Raw genomic sequence first — 20,484 nt, forward strand, 5'->3', positions numbered from 1 at the left:
ATGGCAAAAGTTTATTATGAGAAAGATGTAACAGTAAATGTATTAAAAGAAAAGAAAGTAGCAATCATCGGATATGGCTCGCAAGGTCATGCGCATGCGCAAAATTTACGTGATAACGGATTTGATGTAGTAGTAGGTTTAAGAAAGGGTAAGTCTTGGGATAAAGCGAATGAAGATGGGTTTTCTGTATATACAGTAGCAGAAGCAGCGGAAAAAGCTGATGTAGTAATGATTCTACTGCCTGATGAATTACAACCAGAAGTATATGAAGCTGAAATTGCACCAAATTTACAGGCTGGAAACTCTCTCGTGTTCGCACATGGATTTAATGTTCACTTTGATCAAGTAAAACCACCAGCTAATGTAGATGTATTTCTAGTAGCGCCAAAAGGACCGGGGCATCTCGTACGCCGTACGTTCGCCGAGGGAGGGGCTGTTCCTGCATTATTTGCAGTATATCAAGATGCAACAGGAGTTGCGACTGAAAAAGCACTTTCTTATGCTGACGGAATTGGAGCAACGAGAGCTGGTGTACTAGAAACGACGTTTAAAGAAGAAACAGAAACAGATTTATTTGGAGAGCAAGCTGTGCTTTGCGGCGGAGTGACTGCACTTGTAAAAGCAGGGTTTGAAACGTTAGTTGATGCGGGGTATCAGCCTGAACTTGCATATTTTGAATGTTTACATGAACTGAAGCTAATCGTTGACCTTATGTACGAAGGTGGACTTGAAAATATGAGATATTCAGTTTCAGATACAGCGCAGTGGGGAGACTTCGTATCAGGACCACGCGTTGTTACTGAAGATACGAAGAAAGCGATGGGTACAGTGCTAGCAGAAATTCAAGATGGTACATTTGCAAGAGGTTGGATTGCAGAGCATAAAGCAGGAAGACCGAATTTCCATGCGACAAATGAGAAAGAGAATGAACATGAAATCGAAGTAGTTGGACGTAAATTACGTGAAATGATGCCTTTCGTACAGCCGCGAGTAAAGGTAGGGATTAAATAATATGAAGAAGATTTTGTTCATGGATACGACGCTACGTGATGGCGAACAATCACCAGGAGTGAATTTAAATGAACAAGAGAAATTACAAATTGCTAGACAATTAGAGAGGCTTGGTATTCATGTAATGGAAGCTGGATTCGCGGCAGCTTCCGAAGGAGACTTCCAATCGGTAAAGCGCATTGCGAATACAATTCAAAATGCTACGGTTATGAGTTTAGCTAGAGCGAAAGAAAGTGACATTCGAAGAGCATATGAAGCTGTGAAAGGTGCTGTATCTCCTCGTCTACACGTATTTCTAGCTACGAGTGATATTCATATGAAATATAAACTTTGTATGTCAAAAGAAGATGTGTTAAATAGTATTCATCGCTCGGTTACGCTCGGGAAATCATTATTTCCGACAGTACAATTTTCTGCAGAAGATGCGACAAGAACATCGAGAGCATTTTTAGCTGAAGCAGTAGAAATTGCGATTCGCGCAGGAGCGAATGTAATTAATATTCCGGATACAGTTGGATATACGAATCCGGAAGAGTATTATTCTCTTTTTAAATACTTACAAGAATCCGTTCCTTCATATGAAAAAGCAATTTTTTCTTGTCATTGTCACGATGATCTTGGGATGGCAGTAGCAAATTCGCTAGCCGCAGTTGAAGGGGGAGCACTGCAAGTAGAAGGAACGATTAATGGCATTGGAGAAAGAGCAGGGAATGCGGCGTTAGAAGAAGTCGCAGTTGCTCTTCATATTAGAAAAGATTTCTATAAAGCAGAGCCTTCGATGACTTTAAAAGAAATTAAGGCGACGAGTACATTGGTAAGCAGATTAACAGGTATGGTGGTGCCGAAAAATAAAGCGATTGTTGGAGCGAATGCATTCGCTCATGAATCAGGAATTCATCAAGATGGTGTATTAAAAGAAGTGACAACATATGAAATTATTGAACCAGCACTAGTAGGCGAATCTCAAAACCTATTTGTACTTGGAAAACATTCTGGGCGTCATGCGTTTACAGAAAAAATGAAAGAACTTGGCTATGAATTTACAAACGAAGAGCGGGATACAGTATTTGAAGCATTTAAAAAATTAGCTGATCGTAAAAAGGAAATTACTGAAGAAGATTTACGCGCACTTATGCTTGGTGAAGCAGCATTTGCAGCCCAGCAATATAACATTACGCAATTACAAGTACATTTCGTATCAAATAGTACACAATGCGCGACAGTTGTACTAAAAGATGAGGAAGGAAATGTATATGAAGATGCAGCTACTGGCTCTGGTAGTATTGAAGCGATTTATAATGCAATCCAAAGAATTTTAGGATTAGAATGTGCATTGGCGGATTATCGCATACAATCTATTACACAAGGTCAAGATGCACTTGCTCATGTTCATGTTGAATTAAAAGAAGGTAGTCACCAAATATCAGGTTTCGGAGTTGCGCAAGACGTATTGGAAGCGTCGGCGAGAGCTTATGTCCATGCAGCAGGGAAATTAAAATCTCTTATAGCGCTTGTGAAATAAATATTTGATAGGTGAGAGAAGCTTTCCTCACCTATCAAATTAAAGTTCTGAAAATTCTGTTAAAAGGAGTGTTAAAAATGGAAAAACGTATCGTTTGTTTAGCTGGTGATGGTGTTGGTCCAGAAGTAATGGAAAGTGCGAAGGAAGTATTGCATATGGTAGAAAGGCTATATGGACATCATTTTCATTTGCAAGATGAGTATTTTGGTGGTGTCGCTATCGATTTAACTGGGCAACCATTACCACAGCGAACACTTGCCGCCTGTTTAGCGAGTGATGCGGTTTTGCTTGGAGCAGTAGGTGGACCAAGGTGGGATAGTGCGAAAGAAAGGCCTGAGAAAGGATTATTAGCATTAAGAAAAGGACTAGGTGTATTTGCGAATGTTCGCCCTGTAACGGTAGAAAGTGCAACTGCACATTTATCACCATTAAAAAACGCTGATGAAATTGATTTCGTTGTCGTTCGTGAATTAACAGGCGGAATTTATTTTTCTTATCCGAAAGAGCGAACGGAAGAAGTGGCGACAGATACACTTACGTATCATCGCCATGAAATTGAACGTATCGTTTCGTATGCTTTTCAATTAGCGAATAAGCGGAAGAAAAAAGTAACATCTATTGATAAAGCGAATGTTTTAGAGTCTAGTAAATTATGGAGAACTGTGACAGAAGAAGTAGCACTTCGCTACCCGAATGTGGAAGTAGAACACATTTTAGTAGATGCAGCAGCTATGGAATTAATTCGGAATCCAGGAAGATTTGACGTTATTGTAACGGAAAATTTATTTGGTGATATTTTAAGTGATGAGGCTTCAGTATTAGCTGGATCATTAGGAATGCTTCCATCAGCAAGTCACGCTGAAAAGGGGCCTTCATTATACGAGCCTATTCACGGATCAGCACCGGATATTGCGGGGAAAAATAAGGCAAATCCAATTGCGATGATGCGTTCTGTTGCAATGCTGCTTGGGCAATCGTTCGGATTAACGAGAGAAGGCTATGCAATTGAAGAAGCAGTTTCTGCAGTCCTTAAATCAGGAAAATGTACAGCAGATATCGGGGGGACTGAAACGACAACTTCATTTACAAAGGCAGTTATTCAAGAAATGGAAGAGCAAGCGTTAGTAGGGAGAGGAAGATAATGGCGAAAAGGTTACTAGATAAGCTTTGGGAAAGACATGTAGTTGCGACTAATGAAAATGGATTGGATTTATTATATATCGATCTACATCTTGTTCATGAAGTAACGTCACCGCAAGCCTTTGAAGGCTTGCGGCTTACAAATCGAACAGTCCGCAGACCAGATTTAACATTTGCAACGATGGATCATAATATTCCAACGAAAGATGTTTGGAATATTACCGACCGCATTGCGAAGCAGCAACTAGATACACTTCGGGAAAACTGTAAACAATTTCAGGTGCCATTAGCGGATATCGGAGATGAAGAGCAAGGGATTGTTCATGTTATAGGACCAGAACTTGGACTCACACAGCCAGGAAAAACGATTGTTTGTGGTGATAGTCATACAGCAACACACGGTGCTTTTGGCGCACTAGCGTTTGGTATTGGTACGAGTGAAGTGGAACATGTATTGGCAACGCAAACGTTATGGCAACGAAAGCCGAAAGCGATGGGCATTGAGTTAAAAGGAAAGTTACCGCAAGGTGTTTATGCGAAAGATATTATTTTACACCTTCTTTCAAAGTACGGAGTAGCAGTTGGAACAGGTTACGTAATGGAATTTTACGGAGAGGCCATTCATGCTATGGGTATGGAAGAGAGGATGACGCTTTGCAATATGGCAATTGAAGGGGGAGCAAAGGCTGGCATTATTGCACCAGATGAAAAAACAGTTGCTTACGTAAAAGGGCGTAAATATGCACCGAAAGACTATGAATCTATTAAGAAAAAATGGTCAGAACTTTATACAGATTTAGATGCAGTTTATGATTTACATATTCTAGTAGATGTTGCGGATTTAGCGCCGTACGTTACGTGGGGAACAAATCCTAGTATGGGTGTTCGGATCGATGAGAAATTGCCAGAAAAGCATGATGCAAATGACGAAAGAGCGTTTTCTTATATGGGATTGAGTCCCGGACAAAGTACGTATGACATTCCAGTTCAACATGTTTTCATTGGATCTTGTACAAATTCCAGGCTTTCTGACTTAGAAATTGCTGCATCTGTCGTGAAAGGTAAAAAAGTAAAAGAAGGTGTGCGAGCACTTGTTGTACCTGGATCTCAAAGGGTAAGAGAAGCGGCGATGCATAAAGGATTACATCGCATATTTGAAGAAGCTGGATTTGAATGGAGAGAGCCCGGATGCTCAATGTGTCTAGGTATGAATCCAGATCAAGTGCCTGAAGGAGAACATTGTGCCTCTACGTCAAATCGCAATTTTGAAGGAAGACAAGGAAAGGGAGCACGAACGCATTTAGTTAGCCCGGCAATGGCGGCAGCGGCTGCGTTATATGGTCATTTTGTTGATATTAGAAAGGAGAGTTATGATGGAGCCATTTCGTATTCATAAAGGTACTGCCGCAGTACTGATGAATGATAACATTGATACAGATCAAATTATTCCGAAGCAATATTTAAAGAGAATTGAAAGAACTGGGTTTGGAATGTTTTTATTTGATGAGTGGCGATATGATAATAATCGCCAAGAAAACCCTAATTTCCCGCTGAATGCACAAGAAAGAAAAGGAGCCAGCATATTAATCACAGGTGATAATTTTGGATGTGGCTCGTCTAGAGAACATGCTCCGTGGGCGCTTGCTGATTATGGTTTCCGCGTTATTATCGCTGGAGGATTTGCCGATATCTTTTATATGAATTGTATGAAGAATGGCATGTTACCGATTGTAATGGATAAAGATATGCGTGAACAACTTGCTAAAACAGATGCGAGGGAACAAATCATAGTTGATTTAGAAAATGAAATAATGACAACGAATACGCATAGATTCCATTTTACAATCGAGAAAATGTGGAAAGAGAAGTTATTAAATGGTTTAGATGAAATTAGTATTACAATGCAATATGAAAAAGAAATAAAAGAGTATGAAAGAAAGGTAGCTGTATATTAAGAAATAACGTAATATTTAAAATGTATTTACATTCAAAATGAACTGTTATATACTATGTGAAAATCAGAGGAGAAAGGGAGTAAGTATTATGAATATCGTGCAATCTATTACAATGCTTACACAACTACATCATCATACATGAAACCCTTGAACCTAGCGTGAAAACGTGTAGGTACAAGGGTTATTCCCGTTGTACCTACACTCTACTGAAGAGCCTTGTAGGTATTTTGTCTACAAGGCTCTTTTTATTTTCGGCTTAGGTGAATGAAATAGGCATACATTAGAAGGGGAAAGGTGTGAAAATTCAAATGACAAAATGGAAACGGGCAAACCCGAATGGAACGAGAGATTATTTATTCGAAGAATGTACGTTAATTGAAGAAGTGGAGCAAAAATTAAGGCTTACTTTTTTAGAGAGAGGTTATGAGGAAATAAGAACACCTACAATTGAATTTTATGATGTTTTTGCATTTCAAAATAGACCGATAGATGAAGAGAAGATGTATAAATTTTTTGATGAAAAGGGAAGGATTATCGTTTTACGTCCAGATATGACAATTCCTTTAGCGAGAGTTATTGGAACACAGAGATGGGATACGCCACTTAAAGTGACGTATAGCGGGAATGTATTTCGAGCGAATGAATCCCATTCTGGAAAATATAATGAAATCGTACAAAGTGGTATTGAAGTTATTGGGATTGATAATGTAAGAGCTGAAATTGAATGTGTAATAAGTGTCATTCAAGCACTTCAAAAGTTGAAGGTGCAATCTTTTACAATTGAGATTGGGCAAGTCCAGTTATATAAATGTATTGTAAAAAAACTCTCCATCCAGGATGAAGAAGAAAGGGTACTTAGAACGTATATAGAAAGTAAAAATTATGCTGCCCTCTCAAATTTTATCAGAGAAAAGAAATTAGATCGATGCGATGAGACAGTAAGATTACTTGAGAAATTACCAAGGCTATTTGGAAATTTAGAAGTTATTGAGGAAGCAGAAAAGCTTGCTTCAAGTAATGAAATGAAAATGGCAATTGCAAGAGTAAAAGAAATGTATGAAACAATTGAAATGTTAGGATATGGTTCTTACATATCAATTGATTTGGGCATGATTCAACACTTAGATTACTATACGGGTGTTATTTTCAAAGGATATATATATGAAATTGGAGAAGAAATCGTTAGTGGCGGAAGATACGATGAGCTAATTGGGAATTTTGGAGAAATGCTGCCAGCTGTTGGACTCGCGGTACAAGTAAATCAAATTGTGAAGGCGCTGCAAGAGCAGCAAGAACCATATGAACGAAATCAAATTGATATTGTGATTCATTATGAGTTAAATAGATTAGCGGAAGCAGAAAGGCTACGAAATTTACTTCGAAAGGATGGGAAAAATGCTTGGTTATCTCTATTCTCTAATTTAAGCGATACCTTTCAATTTGCAAGAAAAAATAAAATAGGAACGGTCGTTGAGGCAAAGAATGAATACTTAGTGGAATATGTATGGAATGAGAAATGGGTAGTCCAGAAAGAGGGAGAGGCTTCATGCGTAACATTCAAATTGCGTTAACGAAAGGAAGATTAGAAAAACATGTCATTCCACTTTTTGAGCAGATTGGAATTGATTGTTCCGAGCTCAAAAATAAAGGTCGGAAGCTTGTATTTCAAAGTAAAAATACAAATGTTTCATTTATTTTAGTAAAAGCGGTCGATGTTGCTACTTATGTAGAACATGGGGTAGCTGATATTGGCATCGTTGGAAAAGATATTTTAATGGAAAACGAGAAAGATATTTATGAAATGCTGGATTTAGGAGTGGGGATTTGTAAGTTTTGTGTTGCTTCTATTCCTACGTATAATCCGAAGAGTTACCGGAAGAAAAGAATCGCTACGAAATACCCACATATTACTTCTACTTATTTTCATGATAAGGGAGAGGATGTAGAAATTATTAAAATAGAAGGTTCTGTAGAAATTGCTCCTCTTCTTGGATTGGCAGATGCGATTGTAGATATTGTTGAAACAGGAAAAACATTACAAGAGAATGGACTTATTGTATTTGAGGAAATGCACTTTATATCGGCTCGGATGATCGTAAATAAGGCAGCCTTAAAAACTAAAAAAGACGAAATATTCAGTATTATAAATATGATGGAGCAAGAAATCTTATCAGGGAAATAGGAGGACTTAAAATGGAAATCATTTATGAAGATTTTAAGGAGGCATTATCTAAAATAAAAGTGCTAAGAGAAAACGCTAATATAATAGAAGAAACTGTTCAAAGAAGTGTAAGAAAAATCATTAGAAATGTAAGGGAAGGGAAAGATGAGGCTTTATCTTTCTATACAAAAAAGTTTGATGGTGTAGAGATGAAAGATTTTCGTGTAAGTGAAGAAGAAATACAGCAAGCGAGTATGTTTGTAGAGAATTCATTTTTAGAAGCTTTAAAAGAGGCGAAGAAAAACATTGTTTCGTATCACGAAAAGCAAAAGAAGTACTCAATATTCGATTGTGAAAGTAAAGGCATAATTAGAGGGCAGCTCATTCGGCAGTTAGAAAATGTAGGTGTATATGTACCGGGTGGGACAGCCTCATATCCTTCTTCAGTATTAATGAATGTATTGCCGGCGAAACTCGCAGGTGTGAAAAAGATTGTAATGGTAACACCGCCGAGTAAAGGAGGAATTAATCCTCACATATTAGCTGCTGCAAATCTTGCGGGGGTAGATGAAATTTATACGATTGGTGGCGCGCAAGCAATTGCTGCTTTAGCATACGGGACGGAATCGATTCCGAAAGTGGATAAAATAGTTGGACCGGGAAATTTGTACGTCGCTCTAGCGAAACGAGAAGTATACGGAATAGTAAATATCGATATGATTGCTGGTCCATCAGAAATTGTAGTTGTCGCGGATGAAACAGGTAATGCAAAATATATCGCAGCGGATTTATTATCGCAAGCGGAGCATGATGAGAGAGCAACGGCGATTTGTATTACAACGAATATGGAACTAGCTAAAGAAGTAGAAAAAGAGGTAGAAAGACAGTTAGAAACGTTGCCAAGAAGTGAAATTGCACGTGAATCGATAAATAGAAATGGAGCCATCTTTATCGTTCCTTCTTTAAAGGAGGCACTAAAGTTATCAAATGAAATTGCTCCAGAACATTTAGAGTTACATATAAAAGAACCAATGAATGCTCTAGATTATGTGAAACATGCAGGCTCTATTTTCCTTGGGCCATATGCACCTGAACCGCTCGGGGATTATTTGGCGGGACCGAATCATGTATTACCAACGAGCGGAACGGCAAGATTTTTTTCTCCGTTATCAGTCGATGATTTCGTGAAAAAATCAAGTTTTATTTCTTATACAGAGGAAGCATTAAAAAATGTACAGCATCATATTGTAGAGCTTGCAAATAAAGAAGGGTTACATGCACATGCGAGAGCAATCCAAATAAGGTTTGAGGAGGAAAAATAATGCGTCAGTCCAGTCAAGTACGTGAGACGACAGAAACAAAAATTAAATTAAATTTGCAGCTTGATGAAAGTACGAGTGTATCTATTCAAACGGGGGTTGGTTTTTTCGATCATATGCTGACTTTATTTGCTAGACATGGAAGATTTGGATTGCAAGTTGAAGCAGAAGGTGATGTATTTGTCGATGCACATCACACCGTTGAAGATGTTGGAATTGTACTCGGAAATTGCTTGAAAGGAGCATTGCAAAACAAAGAGGGAATTAATCGTTACGGTTCTGCGTATGTACCGATGGATGAATCTTTAGGATTTGTCGCAATTGATATAAGTGGACGCTCATATTGTGTATTTCAAGGGGAATTAACAAATCCGAAGCTCGGGGATTTTGATACAGAATTGACGGAAGAATTTTTTAGAGCAGTCGCACATGCTGCCAATATTACATTACATGCGCGCGTTCTATACGGAAGTAATACACATCACAAAATTGAAGCATTATTTAAAGCTTTTGGTAGAGCGCTTAGAGAAGCGGTCGAAAAAAATGCCAACATTACTGGTGTAAATTCAACGAAAGGGATGTTGTAATTGATTGCCATTATAGATTATGGAATGGGGAATATTCGCAGTGTAGAGCAAGCATTAAAATATATTGGGGCAGAGTACATTGTAACGAGTGATAAAGAAGAGATATTGAGAAGCGATGGCGTGATTCTACCGGGAGTAGGTGCATTTCCGAAAGCGATGGATGTATTAGAAGAAAGAGATTTAGTGTGTGTACTAAAAGAAGTTTGTGACATAGGAAAACCACTCCTCGGTATATGTTTGGGCATGCAACTTTTATTTGAACGAAGTGAGGAACTAAAAGATTGTAGCGGGTTAGGTTTACTACCAGGTGAAATTCGTAAGTTAAAAGTTTCGTATAAAATTCCTCATATGGGATGGAATGAATTAAGGAAGGAAAGAGAATTTTCGCTTTGGAATGGATTAGTGGATGGTTCTTTCGTGTATTATGTTCACTCATATTACGCGGATTGTCCAGATGAAATTGTATGCGGAGTAAGTGATTATGGAATGCAAGTACCAGGGTTTGTCGCGAAAGGAAATGTATTTGGTGCACAGTTTCATCCAGAAAAAAGTGGCGAAATTGGCATGCAAATATTAAAAAATTTTCAAGGAGTGGTAGAAGCATGGAAATCTTCCCAGCTATCGATTTAAAAGAAGGGCGATGCGTTAGACTTTATCAAGGAGAGTTTAGTAAAGAAACGGTGATGAATGAAGATCCGGTAGCGCAGGCGATCATATTTGAAAAGCTTGGAGCGGAAATACTACACATTGTTGATTTAGATGGTGCAATTGCTGGCGAGTCGTTAAATTTGCCCGTCATTGAAAAAATCTGCAAGGCGGTACGTATTCCTGTGCAAGTGGGAGGAGGAATTCGTTCACTTAAAGCGGTGGAGAAGTTATTGTCAGCAGGTGTAGAAAAAGTGATTTTAGGAACAGCAGCTCTTTATAATAAGTCATTTTTAGAGGAAGCAGTTCGTCTATATAAAGAGAAAATCATTGTTGGAATTGATGCGAAAAATGGTTTCGTAGCAACGAGAGGTTGGCTTGATCTGTCTGAAATTTCTTACGTTAGTTTAGCGAAACAAATGGAAAGTTTAGGTGTTCAAACGATTGTGTTTACAGACATTTCGAAAGACGGAACGCTTGCAGGTCCAAATTTTGAACAATTAGCGATACTTCAAAAAAGTGTGGGCATTCGTCTCATCGCCTCTGGAGGAGTGGCATCTATTCAAGATGTGAAAAAGTTAAATGATATGAATATATATGGTGTCATAATTGGAAAGGCGCTTTACGAAAAAACGATTGATTTAGAAGAAGTGTTACAGGTAACGAAGTTATGTTAGCGAAACGAATTATTCCATGTCTAGATGTGAAAGAAGGGAGAGTCGTAAAGGGTGTAAATTTTATAGGATTACAAGATGTCGGTGATCCGGTTGAAATAGCTGAAGCATATAACGAGGCAGGGGCAGATGAAATCGTATTTTTAGATATTACGGCGACTCATGAAGGAAGAAAAACGATTATAGATGTTGTAGAAAAAACAGCAGCTAAAGTATTTATTCCTCTTACGGTTGGCGGGGGGATTTCAAGTGTGAAAGATATGTACAATTTACTAAGAGCTGGAGCAGACAAAGTTTCAATAAACTCAGCGGCAGTGCGAAACCCGAAGTTAATAGAAGAAGGGGCAGAACACTTTGGATCACAATGTATTGTCGTGGCAATTGATGCTAGAAAAGTAGCAGAAGGTAAATGGAACGTATATGTCGACGGCGGAAGAGTTGACACAGGAATGGATGCCATAGAATGGGCGAAGCGTGTTGTTAAACTTGGAGCAGGTGAAATTTTGTTAACGAGTATGGATGCAGATGGAACGAAAAGCGGATATGACCTTCGTTTAACAGAAGAAATTTCAAAAAGTGTTTCCATTCCAGTCATCGCATCAGGGGGCTGTGGTCATACGGATCACATTATAGAAGTTTTTCAAAAGACAACAGTTGATGCAGCGTTAGCGGCATCCATCTTTCATTATGGTGAGGCGACAGTGCAGAGTGTAAAGCGAAAATTAAGAGATGCAAATGTTGAGGTGCGGTTATGAAACCTAATTTTTCAAAAGGATTAATACCAGCAATTGTCATCGAAGAAGGTACGAAAGAAGTTTTAATGCTAGCTTATATGAATGAAGAAGCATATGAAAAAACGTTAGAGACGAAAAGAACATGGTTTTATTCTCGTTCGAGGCAGTCGTTATGGAATAAGGGGGAAACATCAGGGAATGTTCAATATGTGCAATCTTTATATTTAGATTGTGATCAAGATTCAATTGTTGTGAATGTGAAACAAGTAGGACCTGCTTGTCATACGGGAGAGAAGACATGTTTTCACTATCAAATTCTATAGGGGGATACATATGGAAAATGCCTTTAAGTTGCTGTATAAAACAATTGAAGAACGAAAGGAAAGCCCACTTCCTGAATCGTATACAAATTATTTATTTTCAAAAGGAGAAGATAAAATTTTAAAGAAAATTGGTGAAGAATGTGCTGAAGTAATTATCGCATGTAAAAATAATGATAAAGAAGAAGTAGTGAAAGAAATGGTTGATGTATTTTATCACTGTTTCGTTTTATTAGCTGAAAAAAATATTACATTGGAAGATGTCATGCGAGAGGTGAAAGAACGAAATGGAAAGCTTTCGAGAGTTGGGGATAGAAGGGAAATAGATACATTATAAGGGGGAATGTATATGAAAGTAGATTATCATCTTCACTTAGAAGAAGGACCGTATTCAATAGGATGGCTTGCTAAAATAAATGAAGCGCTGGAATGTTATGAACCGCTTCAAGAAAGGCATTCTATTGATTGGCTTATGAAAACACAAGAGCGTTTGCAAAAGCGTGTGAAGGAAGGGCCATTTACAACAGAATGGATGGACCTCTATTTAGAAGAAGCTGTGCGAAAAGGTATAACAGAAGTTGGGATTGTTGATCATTTATATCGTTTTCATGAAGCGAAAGGATATTATGAAAAATATGTAGATATTAGTGATTCTAAGCTCGGTCGTATACAGAAGGAATGGTTAGATCAAGTAAGGGTAGTTTCACTGTATGATTTTACAAAGGTCATTGAAGAGGCGAAAGAACGATGGAGTAAAAGAGGTGTCACACTTAAACTTGGAATTGAAGCGGATTATTTTATTGGTTGTGAAGGAGAGTTAAAAGAATTATTAGCGCTAGGAGACTTTGATTATATAATTGGTTCCGTTCATTTTCTAAATGGCTGGGGATTCGATAATCCAGATACGAAAGAATATTTTGAGAAGCATGACCTACGCGCATTATATGATATGTTTTTTAAAACAGTTGAGAGTGCGATTCGTACTGAGTTATTTGATATTATCGCTCATCTTGATAATATAAAGGTATTTAATTATCGATTGGATGAGAATGAACAGCTTTCTTATTATGAGGAAATTGCCTGTGCGTTAGTAGAAACGAATACGGCAACAGAAATAAATGCAGGATTATACTATCGCTATCCTGTTCGTGAAATGTGCCCAAGTCCACTATATTTACAAGTATTAGCTAAGTATGGTGTTCCAATTACGATTTCTTCGGATGCCCATTATCCAAATGATTTAGGGAATTATGTACAAGAAAATGTACAAACATTACTAGCTCACGGTGTTACTCAGGTTGCAACATTTACGAAGCGAGCAAGAGTAATGAGGTCGCTTGAAGAAGAAGTAACAAATTCAAAATGAAACGCAATTTTTTGATGAAAACCGTCCTTTTTGTTCAAAATAAGAAAGAATGAAAAGGAGGGTAAGAAATGGCGAAACAACAAAATAAACAAAATGTACAAGGTACACAGCAACAAGCTTATACTTCTGAAACGAATGCTGCATCTCAATCGGTTATTGAGGAGCAAATTAGCGATACGGTTGCAGAAGGAACTATTGATGTGAAGCTTGGAAAAGAATCGCAGGAAAAAGCGTAAGAAAAGGGGAGAGTTACATCTCCTCTTTTTTCATGGAAAAGTGTCGATTTTTAAAACTATAATCAAATTCCTTGGTTTTTATATGTGGATTTCTTACAATGAAATATAAGAGATATCTTATTTTCTATAGAAGAGGTGTTAGTAGTGGCAAAAATATTAGTAGCAGGAAAAATTCCGGAAATTGGATTAGAACTATTAAAAGATCATGATGTAGAAATGTACGATAAAGAGGAGTTAATTTCTATAGATGAATTAACAGAGCGTGTAAAAGATAAAGATGCATTGTTAAGTTTACTTTCGACAAAGGTGCCAAAAGAAGTTATTGATGCAGCACCTCATTTAAAGATTGTTGCAAACTATGGTGCTGGTTACGACAATATTGATTACACGTATGCGGGTGAAAAAGGAATTGCAGTTACGAATACACCGAAAGTATCAACGGAAGCGACTGCAGAATTAACATTTGCACTTCTTTTAGCAGCGGCGCGTAGAATTCCTGAAGGGGATACGTTATGTCGTACGACTGGATTTAACGGATGGGCACCGTTATTTTTCTTAGGACGAGAAGTCCATGGTAAGACAATCGGAATTATAGGTCTTGGAGAAATCGGGAAGGCTGTTGCAAAACGTGCGAAAGCATTTGGAATGGATGTTTTATATACAGGGCCAAATCGTAAGTTTGAAGCTGAAAGTGAACTGGGAGCAACGTATGTGACGTTGGAAGAATTATTACAAACAGCAGACTTTATTACAATTAACTGTGCTTATAATCCAAAATTACATCATATGATTGATGAAGAGCAGTTTAAAATGATGAAGAAAACAGCGTATATTGTAAATGCTTCACGTGGACCAATTATGAATGAAGCAGCACTTGCTCATGCATTAAAAACGAATGAAATTGAAGGAGCAGCTCTTGACGTGTTTGAATTTGAACCGAAAATTACAGAAGAGCTAAAAGAATTAAAGAATGTAGTACTTGCTCCACACGTAGGGAATGCAACATTTGAAACTCGTGATGCGATGGCTGAAATGGCTGTCAGAAATATTTTAGCTATATTAAACGGCGAAGAGCCAGTAACACCTGTAAATCAAAAGGTATTAGTTACAAAATAAAAAGAAACCTTCCGGACTCGGAAGGTTTTCTTATTTTTCTTTATTCGCTTTTTTAGACGGTCTTTGTCTAATGAATTGAGATAACATGTACAAAATATATAGTGGAATGGCAATGAATAAGAAAACAGAAAAATTTCCAAATCCTGTTTGATACATTGTAATAATGATTCCAACTAAAAATAGTGTAATAATGATGCTATATCGTGGAATTGGTACATCTTTTAAACTTGGGATACGAATGCGGCTCACCATTAAAAATGCGAACGTTACAAATACGGTAATAAGAACGATTTTTGGAATGGTATGTGAAAATAATGTTAAGAAAGCAACAAGCCCTCCCGCTGCTGTAATCGGTACTCCAGTGAAATATTTCATTGAAGTAGAAGATGGTGTTACATTAAATCGTGCTAAACGATATGCTCCGAAAAGAGGGAATAATCCCGCTATGTATAATCCGATGATTCCGTAGTTTGAGAAAGATGTGTAATACATTAAAACAGCTGGTGCTGCACCAAATGTTACGACATCTGCAAGCGAGTCGAGCTCTTTTCCCATTTGTGAATCAACACGTAATAAACGAGCAACACGACCATCAAGACTATCTAACATCATCCCGATAAGTACTAAAATAGCAGCTGATTTATAATATCCTAAAGATGCATAGCCGATTGATAAAAATCCGCTATATAAATTTCCGAGCGTAAATAAGTTTGGAATAGCTGCTCTATACAAAATCTGATCCCTTGCTTTCTGTAATAAATTCTTAATTAGTGTATGAAAGTTTACTTATTTTATCATACCATAAATTTATTCCTCATACGAAAGAAATTACCAATTTGTGAAAGATTTCATAGAAGGATGGTTTGAAAATTAAGTGAAAATAAAAAGAGGAAGCAACTTGTATAAAGTTGCTTCCTTTACTATTCAAATTTCGTTGTCATCGTTCCGGTTTTATATCGATTATTAGGATCGAAGCGTAACAAATCTCCATAAATTAATTTATCGGAGAGTTTTAATTCTGTTTTTGCTTTTTCAATATACGGCTGACATAGCGCCATGTCAGCTTCTTCACCTGTACTTCTTTTGTAGCACATATTTTTTGTATAAACATACTCTTCAGAAACAAAGCTACCATCACGCATTACCATAAGCGGATCTTTCTCTTTAATAAATAAGTCAGTTCCAAATTCAACGGATTTATTTGTTTTAATACCAAGTAAATGAAAGAGCGTTGGCTTAATATCAATTTGACCGGATACTTTAGAAACAACTTTTCCTTCTTGGCCAGGCACATGAATAATAAGAGGGACTCGTTGTAATTGCATAGAATCGAATGGTGTAATAGTATCTTTTCCTAGGAACTGTGCAATAGCTGCGTTATGGTTTTCGGAAATACCGTAATGATCACCATAGATGACAATAACGGAATTATCATACAATCCTTCTTCTTTTAATTGTTTAATAAATAATTTAAGAGCTTCATCTGTGTAACGAACAGTTGGGAAGTAGCGGTTTACAACACCACTTTCCGAGTTGAATTCATCAACATATTGATCTTCCGGATTTAGAAGAAACGGAAAATGATTTGTTAATGTAATAAATTTTGTATAGAACGGTTGTGGTAAAGATTTTAACTTTGGAATAGATTGTTCAAAGAACTCTTTATCTTTTAATCCCCAACCGACAGACATTTGCTCCGTTCCTGCGTAATCATTTAAATTAAAGTAACGATCATATCCAAGCGCAGGATACATTACATCCCGATTCCAAAACGTTTTATCATTTGAATGGAAGACAGCAGAAGAATATCCGTATTTCTTTAATTGTTCTGGTGTCGCTGTGTATTCATTTGTTGCATGAGTAAAGAATACAGAACCACGATCTAGCGGATAAAGTGAGTTTTCAACGATAAATTCAGCATCAGAAGTTTTACCTTGTCCAGTTTGATGATAGAAGTTATCGAAATAGAAACTATCCTTAATAAATTCATTTAAAAATGGTGTAATTTCTTTTCCATTTATTTTTTTATTAATAACAAAGCTTTGTGTAGATTCCATTGAAATTAAAATTACATTTTTACCTTTTGCAGCTCCAAATAAGTTTTTATCAACTTGTTTGTCTTTTGAGTCTGTATAGTTTTTAATTTCAGAAAACCCATCCCCACTTGCAAATACACGCTCAGCTGAAGACTTGGATTGAAGCGTAATATCAAATAGATGATATGTGTATAAACCTAAATTCTTCACGACAGTTTGACGGTCAAATGAGCGTGAGAACATTTGTGGTTTATAAATAACTGATACAACAATTTGTAGTGCTAATAAAGCTGTTACACCGCTAAAGAAAGTTCGCTTCTCTGAGCGGGAAAGTGGTGTTTTGTCGCCAAATGATGGGAATTTACGCGAAATAAACATTAAAATAATTGCATCTGCAAATAAAAGTAATGTTTTGTACGTAAAGAGTTCTTTTATACTTGTCCCTAAATCAGCCATATTGTTTGTTTGGAATAAAACCGGGAAAGTAACGAAATCGTTATAGAACCCATAAAACATTGCGTTTCCAAATAAAATAAATGACAGTATAAAACTGATTCCAATTATAATTCGGTTTCGGTGCTTAGATGCAAGTAAAGCTAAGCCGAAAAATAAAAGTAACGCAGCTAGTGGATTGATAAAAAGCATGAATTCTTCAAAGAAATTATCAATTTTAATATCAAATGCTAGCTTGTACACAATATATGTTTTAATCCATAGTAAAACGACTGCAACGAGTGCAAATCGCAGTTTTGGAAACAGATGTTGTAGCATAATATACTCCTCTCCTAAAAAGCATGACAGTTCTTGAGAGTCAGTTTGCTTAACGACTCATTTTATATATACGAACAGTCCTTTGTTATTATGATTATTATACTATGAGTATCATTATACGAAAATAAAAGAAGGTTGTGGGCTTTTTTATAATAATCGAGTAGAAAAAGAGTGGTGGGAGACAATAAAACAGAATTTCTATGTATGATAATTATCGTACGCAGAAAGAATCGCGTGATAATACGGAGGTTATAATGCGAAAATTATTATGTTTTATAGCATGCAGTAGTGTTGTACTTTTTACTTCACCGAGTGTGTCGGTAGCCCAATATGATCCACCTCTTATGGAAGATGCACTTTATTCTGTTTTATTTCCAAAAATAAATAAAGCAATTGAAAAACAATATGGAAGTTTGAAACCTTATCAATGTCCTAAAATTATTAGTTTAAAAAAAGTGTATAGCGGTACATATTTATTTCAAGCAAGTATTGAAGTGACAAAGTATGAACGTGTTGCTGGGAAAATTGCTCCACCATTTGAGAAGGTAACGATTACATTTAATAACGAAGAAGGCGAATGGGAAGTGACAAAGATTTCAGTAAAGCGCTTACCAAACGATACCAAACTAAACTGTAAAAAAACAATATAAAAAATTGTTTGACAAATAAAATGGTCCTTTGGTATTGTTAATAGCAACAATTAGATGTTTGAAAATTAAATAGACTTACCTCATCTACTCTCAAAGGTAGAGGCCGCGATAGGAAAGAGTAAGCTATGGGAGATTTAATGGAATCTGTGATCATAGGTTGAAAGGGACTATTGCCGAAATATAAGAATAACCATCTTATTCATATATTGGGACTGCATTGAATAAATGTAGTACTGTCATAAGATTTATTTTATGGAGAGCTATTTGGAGATGTTGATGCGGTTTCTTATTTTGAGGAGATAACAACTCGTTTATTTTTTCAATATATATTTTTCCTAATAAGAAACGCGTGTGAACATTGTTCCGCGCGTTTTTTGTCTATCTAAAAGCGTGCTGCAATGAATAGAAGATTGGGGTTATGAGTTTTAGAGGAAATAAGGGAGGAATTTAAATGTATTTACACGGCACAAGCCGAATTAATGGGCAAGGACACTTAGAAATTGGAGGGTGCGATACGACGCAGCTAGCAAAGCAATACGGAACACCACTTTATGTATACGATGAAGAGTCTATTCGAGGAAAATGCCGAGCGTTTCATCGTGCTTTTAAAGAAAGTGGTTTCTCTTATCAAGTAGCATATGCAAGCAAGGCGTTCTTGTGCATGGAGATGTGCCGAGTAGCTCGTGAAGAGAATATGTCATTAGACGTTGTTTCTGGGGGAGAATTATATACTGCGCTCCAAGCAGGATTTCCAGCATCACGTATTCATTTTCATGGAAATAATAAAACAGAAGAAGAGATAGTGATGGCTCTTCAGGCGAATATTGGTTGTTTTGTCGTAGATAATTTCTTTGAATTAGAAGTTTTACACGATTTAGCGATGCAACATGGAAAATTTGTGAACATATTAATTCGTGTAACGCCTGGAGTAGAGGCGCACACACATGAATATATTACAACAGGCCAAGATGATTCGAAATTTGGATTTGGCGTTTCAAACGGTCAAGCGATGCAGGCAATTGGATTTGCTTTACAAAAATCAAATTATAATGTGCTAGGGATTCATTCACATATCGGATCGCAAATATTTGAAACAGCTGGTTTTGTTCGAGCAATTGAAGTTCTTCGCCAATTTTTAGAAGAAGTGAGAGAGCAAACAAACTATGTAGTAAAAGTGCTAAATGTAGGCGGGGGATTTGGAATACGCTACACAGAGTCGGATACACCATTAACTCTTGAGACATATGTGCGAGCTGTAACAAGTGCAGTGAGAGAACAATTTACTGTATGTGAATATCCATTGCCAGAAATATGGATTGAACCAGGCCGTAGCATTGTAGGTGATGCTGGGACAACAATTTATACAGTTGGATCTGTGAAAGATATTCCTGGTATTCGGAAATATGTATCAGTCGATGGTGGAATGACAGATAATTTAAGACCTGCTTTATATAGTGCGCGTTATGAAGCAATGTTAGCGAATCGAGGGAATGATGAGAATGAGGAACTCGTTTCGATTGCTGGGAAATGCTGTGAGAGTGGAGATATGTTGATTTGGGATATTCATTTACCAAAAGTCGCTTCTGCTGATTTACTAGCAGTTTCCTGTACAGGAGCCTACGGGTATTCGATGGCGAATAATTACAATCGGATTCGAAGACCAGCCGTTGTCTTTGCAAAAGGCGGAACATCGCAAGTAGTTGTGGAACGCGAAACATATGAAAATATTATTGGGAACGATCGCATACGTATTAAAGAGCTTGTCTAAATAGGAAAAGGAGTTGTTCGAATGGGCAATTCCTTTTTTATAAAATAAAATAATTAAAATATATCGGAAAACTAGGATTGAAAAAAATCAGAATTGTGATAAAATACAAATACAAAGCTTATCAAGAGAAGCGGAGGGAACTGGCCCGAAGAAGCTCGGCAACCTGCTTATAGAAAGCAAGGTGCTAAATCCAGCAAAATGGGATCCATTTTGAAAGATAAGGTAAAATATATTACCGAACAGTCTTTTCGAAATGGGAAAGATTTTTTTTATGAATAAAAAGGGGGGGCTGTTCGCGTGAGTTTACGGGAACATTTTGATGAAGTATCCGAGAAGATTGAAGCGATGCTTGCTGATATGAAATATGGTTCAATTACAATTGTTGTGCAAGATGGAAAAGTAATTCAGTTAGAGAAAAGTGAAAAAGTACGTTTAAAGTGAAAAGCGCTGACTAGAAAAACTAGAGGCGGTTT

The 20,484-nt window shown here is 37.0% G+C and carries 22 protein-coding genes and 2 riboswitches; of the genes, 20 read left to right on the forward strand and 2 right to left on the reverse strand.

The window, feature by feature from the left end:
• The 17 genes from ilvC to AXW78_RS06850 all read left to right on the forward strand — a co-directional run bounded on the left by ilvC (window position 1) and on the right by AXW78_RS06850 (window position 14,786).
• Window positions 1-1,011, forward strand: a complete 1,011-nt coding sequence (gene ilvC / locus AXW78_RS06770; protein ID WP_001151743.1) for a ketol-acid reductoisomerase — start codon at window positions 1-3, stop codon at window positions 1,009-1,011.
• Between the two features lies 1 nt (window position 1,012).
• Entirely contained in the window at window positions 1,013-2,533 is a 1,521-nt protein-coding gene (gene leuA / locus AXW78_RS06775) for a 2-isopropylmalate synthase (protein WP_046945109.1), read from the forward strand.
• Between the two features lie 77 nt (window positions 2,534-2,610).
• Window positions 2,611-3,675: a 3-isopropylmalate dehydrogenase gene (gene leuB, locus AXW78_RS06780; RefSeq protein ID WP_000415382.1), complete on the forward strand. Its 1,065-nt coding sequence runs from the start codon at window positions 2,611-2,613 to the stop codon at window positions 3,673-3,675.
• The gene (gene leuC, locus AXW78_RS06785; protein ID WP_061883924.1) at window positions 3,675-5,069 is read left to right on the forward strand and encodes a 3-isopropylmalate dehydratase large subunit; all 1,395 of its coding nucleotides are present in this window, start codon (window positions 3,675-3,677) and stop codon (window positions 5,067-5,069) included. Before leuB ends, leuC begins: the two co-directional genes overlap by 1 nt.
• Window positions 5,047-5,628 (forward strand): 3-isopropylmalate dehydratase small subunit, encoded by a 582-nt coding sequence (gene leuD, locus AXW78_RS06790; protein WP_046945107.1) that lies wholly within the window; start codon window positions 5,047-5,049, stop codon window positions 5,626-5,628. The genes leuC and leuD overlap by 23 nt, the downstream gene beginning before the upstream one ends.
• 308 nt (window positions 5,629-5,936) lie before the next feature.
• Window positions 5,937-7,199 carry an ATP phosphoribosyltransferase regulatory subunit gene (locus tag AXW78_RS06795; RefSeq protein ID WP_033672964.1) on the forward strand — a complete coding sequence of 421 codons (1,263 nt, stop codon included), beginning with the start codon at window positions 5,937-5,939 and terminating at the stop codon, window positions 7,197-7,199.
• Window positions 7,175-7,810 carry an ATP phosphoribosyltransferase gene (gene hisG, locus AXW78_RS06800; protein ID WP_001244491.1) on the forward strand — a complete coding sequence of 212 codons (636 nt, stop codon included), beginning with the start codon at window positions 7,175-7,177 and terminating at the stop codon, window positions 7,808-7,810. The genes AXW78_RS06795 and hisG overlap by 25 nt, the downstream gene beginning before the upstream one ends.
• A gap of 11 nt (window positions 7,811-7,821) precedes the next feature.
• Entirely contained in the window at window positions 7,822-9,111 is a 1,290-nt protein-coding gene (gene hisD, locus AXW78_RS06805) for a histidinol dehydrogenase (RefSeq protein ID WP_000402928.1), read from the forward strand.
• A complete protein-coding gene (hisB, locus tag AXW78_RS06810; protein WP_001249955.1) occupies window positions 9,111-9,695 on the forward strand; it encodes an imidazoleglycerol-phosphate dehydratase HisB in 585 nt (194 codons plus the stop codon). The genes hisD and hisB overlap by 1 nt, the downstream gene beginning before the upstream one ends.
• Window positions 9,696-10,325 carry an imidazole glycerol phosphate synthase subunit HisH gene (gene hisH / locus AXW78_RS06815; protein ID WP_000560354.1) on the forward strand — a complete coding sequence of 210 codons (630 nt, stop codon included), beginning with the start codon at window positions 9,696-9,698 and terminating at the stop codon, window positions 10,323-10,325. It abuts the gene before it with no gap.
• Window positions 10,298-11,017 (forward strand): 1-(5-phosphoribosyl)-5-[(5-phosphoribosylamino)methylideneamino]imidazole-4-carboxamide isomerase, encoded by a 720-nt coding sequence (gene hisA / locus AXW78_RS06820; protein ID WP_000402292.1) that lies wholly within the window; start codon window positions 10,298-10,300, stop codon window positions 11,015-11,017. The genes hisH and hisA overlap by 28 nt, the downstream gene beginning before the upstream one ends.
• The gene (gene hisF, locus AXW78_RS06825) at window positions 11,011-11,769 is read left to right on the forward strand and encodes an imidazoleglycerol phosphate synthase cyclase subunit (protein WP_000880107.1); all 759 of its coding nucleotides are present in this window, start codon (window positions 11,011-11,013) and stop codon (window positions 11,767-11,769) included. The genes hisA and hisF overlap by 7 nt, the downstream gene beginning before the upstream one ends.
• Window positions 11,766-12,071: a phosphoribosyl-AMP cyclohydrolase gene (gene hisI / locus AXW78_RS06830; protein ID WP_000803965.1), complete on the forward strand. Its 306-nt coding sequence runs from the start codon at window positions 11,766-11,768 to the stop codon at window positions 12,069-12,071. Before hisF ends, hisI begins: the two co-directional genes overlap by 4 nt.
• Before the next feature lie 10 nt (window positions 12,072-12,081).
• The gene (gene hisE / locus AXW78_RS06835; RefSeq protein WP_000426357.1) at window positions 12,082-12,405 is read left to right on the forward strand and encodes a phosphoribosyl-ATP diphosphatase; all 324 of its coding nucleotides are present in this window, start codon (window positions 12,082-12,084) and stop codon (window positions 12,403-12,405) included.
• A 12-nt stretch (window positions 12,406-12,417) separates the two neighbouring features.
• Entirely contained in the window at window positions 12,418-13,434 is a 1,017-nt protein-coding gene (locus tag AXW78_RS06840) for a histidinol phosphate phosphatase domain-containing protein (protein ID WP_000861842.1), read from the forward strand.
• Between the two features lie 68 nt (window positions 13,435-13,502).
• Window positions 13,503-13,670, forward strand: a complete 168-nt coding sequence (locus AXW78_RS06845) for a YozQ family protein (protein ID WP_001118886.1) — start codon at window positions 13,503-13,505, stop codon at window positions 13,668-13,670.
• Window positions 13,671-13,814: 144 nt separating this feature from the next.
• Window positions 13,815-14,786, forward strand: coding sequence for an NAD(P)-dependent oxidoreductase (locus AXW78_RS06850; RefSeq protein ID WP_001062832.1), 972 nt, complete (start codon window positions 13,815-13,817; stop codon window positions 14,784-14,786).
• A 30-nt stretch (window positions 14,787-14,816) separates the two neighbouring features.
• On the opposite strand, the gene pssA is transcribed toward AXW78_RS06850, so the two are convergent.
• Both pssA and AXW78_RS06860 read right to left on the reverse strand, forming a co-directional pair.
• Entirely contained in the window at window positions 14,817-15,518 is a 702-nt protein-coding gene (gene pssA, locus AXW78_RS06855; RefSeq protein WP_000285417.1) for a CDP-diacylglycerol--serine O-phosphatidyltransferase, read from the reverse strand.
• Window positions 15,519-15,706: 188 nt separating this feature from the next.
• Window positions 15,707-17,593: an LTA synthase family protein gene (locus AXW78_RS06860; protein ID WP_000939081.1), complete on the reverse strand. Its 1,887-nt coding sequence runs from the start codon at window positions 17,591-17,593 to the stop codon at window positions 15,707-15,709.
• 254 nt (window positions 17,594-17,847) lie between these two features.
• Between AXW78_RS06860 and AXW78_RS06865 the strand changes: the two genes are divergently transcribed.
• The 3 genes from AXW78_RS06865 (at window position 17,848) to AXW78_RS06875 (ending at window position 20,452) form a co-directional block, all read left to right on the forward strand.
• A complete protein-coding gene (locus AXW78_RS06865) occupies window positions 17,848-18,243 on the forward strand; it encodes a DUF3888 domain-containing protein (RefSeq protein WP_001228752.1) in 396 nt (131 codons plus the stop codon).
• An 89-nt stretch (window positions 18,244-18,332) separates the two neighbouring features.
• Window positions 18,333-18,514, forward strand: a riboswitch (Lysine riboswitch).
• A gap of 180 nt (window positions 18,515-18,694) precedes the next feature.
• Entirely contained in the window at window positions 18,695-20,011 is a 1,317-nt protein-coding gene (gene lysA / locus AXW78_RS06870; RefSeq protein ID WP_000280643.1) for a diaminopimelate decarboxylase, read from the forward strand.
• A 115-nt stretch (window positions 20,012-20,126) separates the two neighbouring features.
• Window positions 20,127-20,235: riboswitch (SAM riboswitch) on the forward strand.
• A 73-nt stretch (window positions 20,236-20,308) separates the two neighbouring features.
• Window positions 20,309-20,452 (forward strand): YezD family protein, encoded by a 144-nt coding sequence (locus tag AXW78_RS06875; protein ID WP_000058410.1) that lies wholly within the window; start codon window positions 20,309-20,311, stop codon window positions 20,450-20,452.
• Window positions 20,453-20,484 lie beyond the last annotated feature (32 nt).

This window comes from Bacillus thuringiensis, from assembly GCF_001595725.1.
GTDB lineage: Bacteria > Bacillota > Bacilli > Bacillales > Bacillaceae_G > Bacillus_A > Bacillus_A thuringiensis_K.

Bases quoted from the DNA above. Each gene is read 5' to 3' on its own strand.
- hisF (WP_000880107.1), top strand. From the start codon at position 11,011: ATGTTAGCGAAACGAATTATTCCATGTCTAGATGTGAAAGAAGGGAGA.
- hisE (WP_000426357.1), top strand. From the start codon at position 12,082: ATGGAAAATGCCTTTAAGTTGCTGTATAAAACAATTGAAGAACGAAAG.
- leuC (WP_061883924.1), top strand. From the start codon at position 3,675: ATGGCGAAAAGGTTACTAGATAAGCTTTGGGAAAGACATGTAGTTGCG.
- hisI (WP_000803965.1), top strand. From the start codon at position 11,766: ATGAAACCTAATTTTTCAAAAGGATTAATACCAGCAATTGTCATCGAA.
- hisA (WP_000402292.1), top strand. From the start codon at position 10,298: ATGGAAATCTTCCCAGCTATCGATTTAAAAGAAGGGCGATGCGTTAGA.
- hisG (WP_001244491.1), top strand. From the start codon at position 7,175: ATGCGTAACATTCAAATTGCGTTAACGAAAGGAAGATTAGAAAAACAT.
- AXW78_RS06865 (WP_001228752.1), top strand. From the start codon at position 17,848: ATGCGAAAATTATTATGTTTTATAGCATGCAGTAGTGTTGTACTTTTT.
- hisD (WP_000402928.1), top strand. From the start codon at position 7,822: ATGGAAATCATTTATGAAGATTTTAAGGAGGCATTATCTAAAATAAAA.
- AXW78_RS06845 (WP_001118886.1), top strand. From the start codon at position 13,503: ATGGCGAAACAACAAAATAAACAAAATGTACAAGGTACACAGCAACAA.
- leuA (WP_046945109.1), top strand. From the start codon at position 1,013: ATGAAGAAGATTTTGTTCATGGATACGACGCTACGTGATGGCGAACAA.
- AXW78_RS06795 (WP_033672964.1), top strand. From the start codon at position 5,937: ATGACAAAATGGAAACGGGCAAACCCGAATGGAACGAGAGATTATTTA.
- leuB (WP_000415382.1), top strand. From the start codon at position 2,611: ATGGAAAAACGTATCGTTTGTTTAGCTGGTGATGGTGTTGGTCCAGAA.
- AXW78_RS06840 (WP_000861842.1), top strand. From the start codon at position 12,418: ATGAAAGTAGATTATCATCTTCACTTAGAAGAAGGACCGTATTCAATA.
- hisB (WP_001249955.1), top strand. From the start codon at position 9,111: ATGCGTCAGTCCAGTCAAGTACGTGAGACGACAGAAACAAAAATTAAA.
- ilvC (WP_001151743.1), top strand. From the start codon at position 1: ATGGCAAAAGTTTATTATGAGAAAGATGTAACAGTAAATGTATTAAAA.
- lysA (WP_000280643.1), top strand. From the start codon at position 18,695: ATGTATTTACACGGCACAAGCCGAATTAATGGGCAAGGACACTTAGAA.
- leuD (WP_046945107.1), top strand. From the start codon at position 5,047: ATGGAGCCATTTCGTATTCATAAAGGTACTGCCGCAGTACTGATGAAT.
- AXW78_RS06860 (WP_000939081.1), bottom strand. From the start codon at position 17,593: ATGCTACAACATCTGTTTCCAAAACTGCGATTTGCACTCGTTGCAGTC.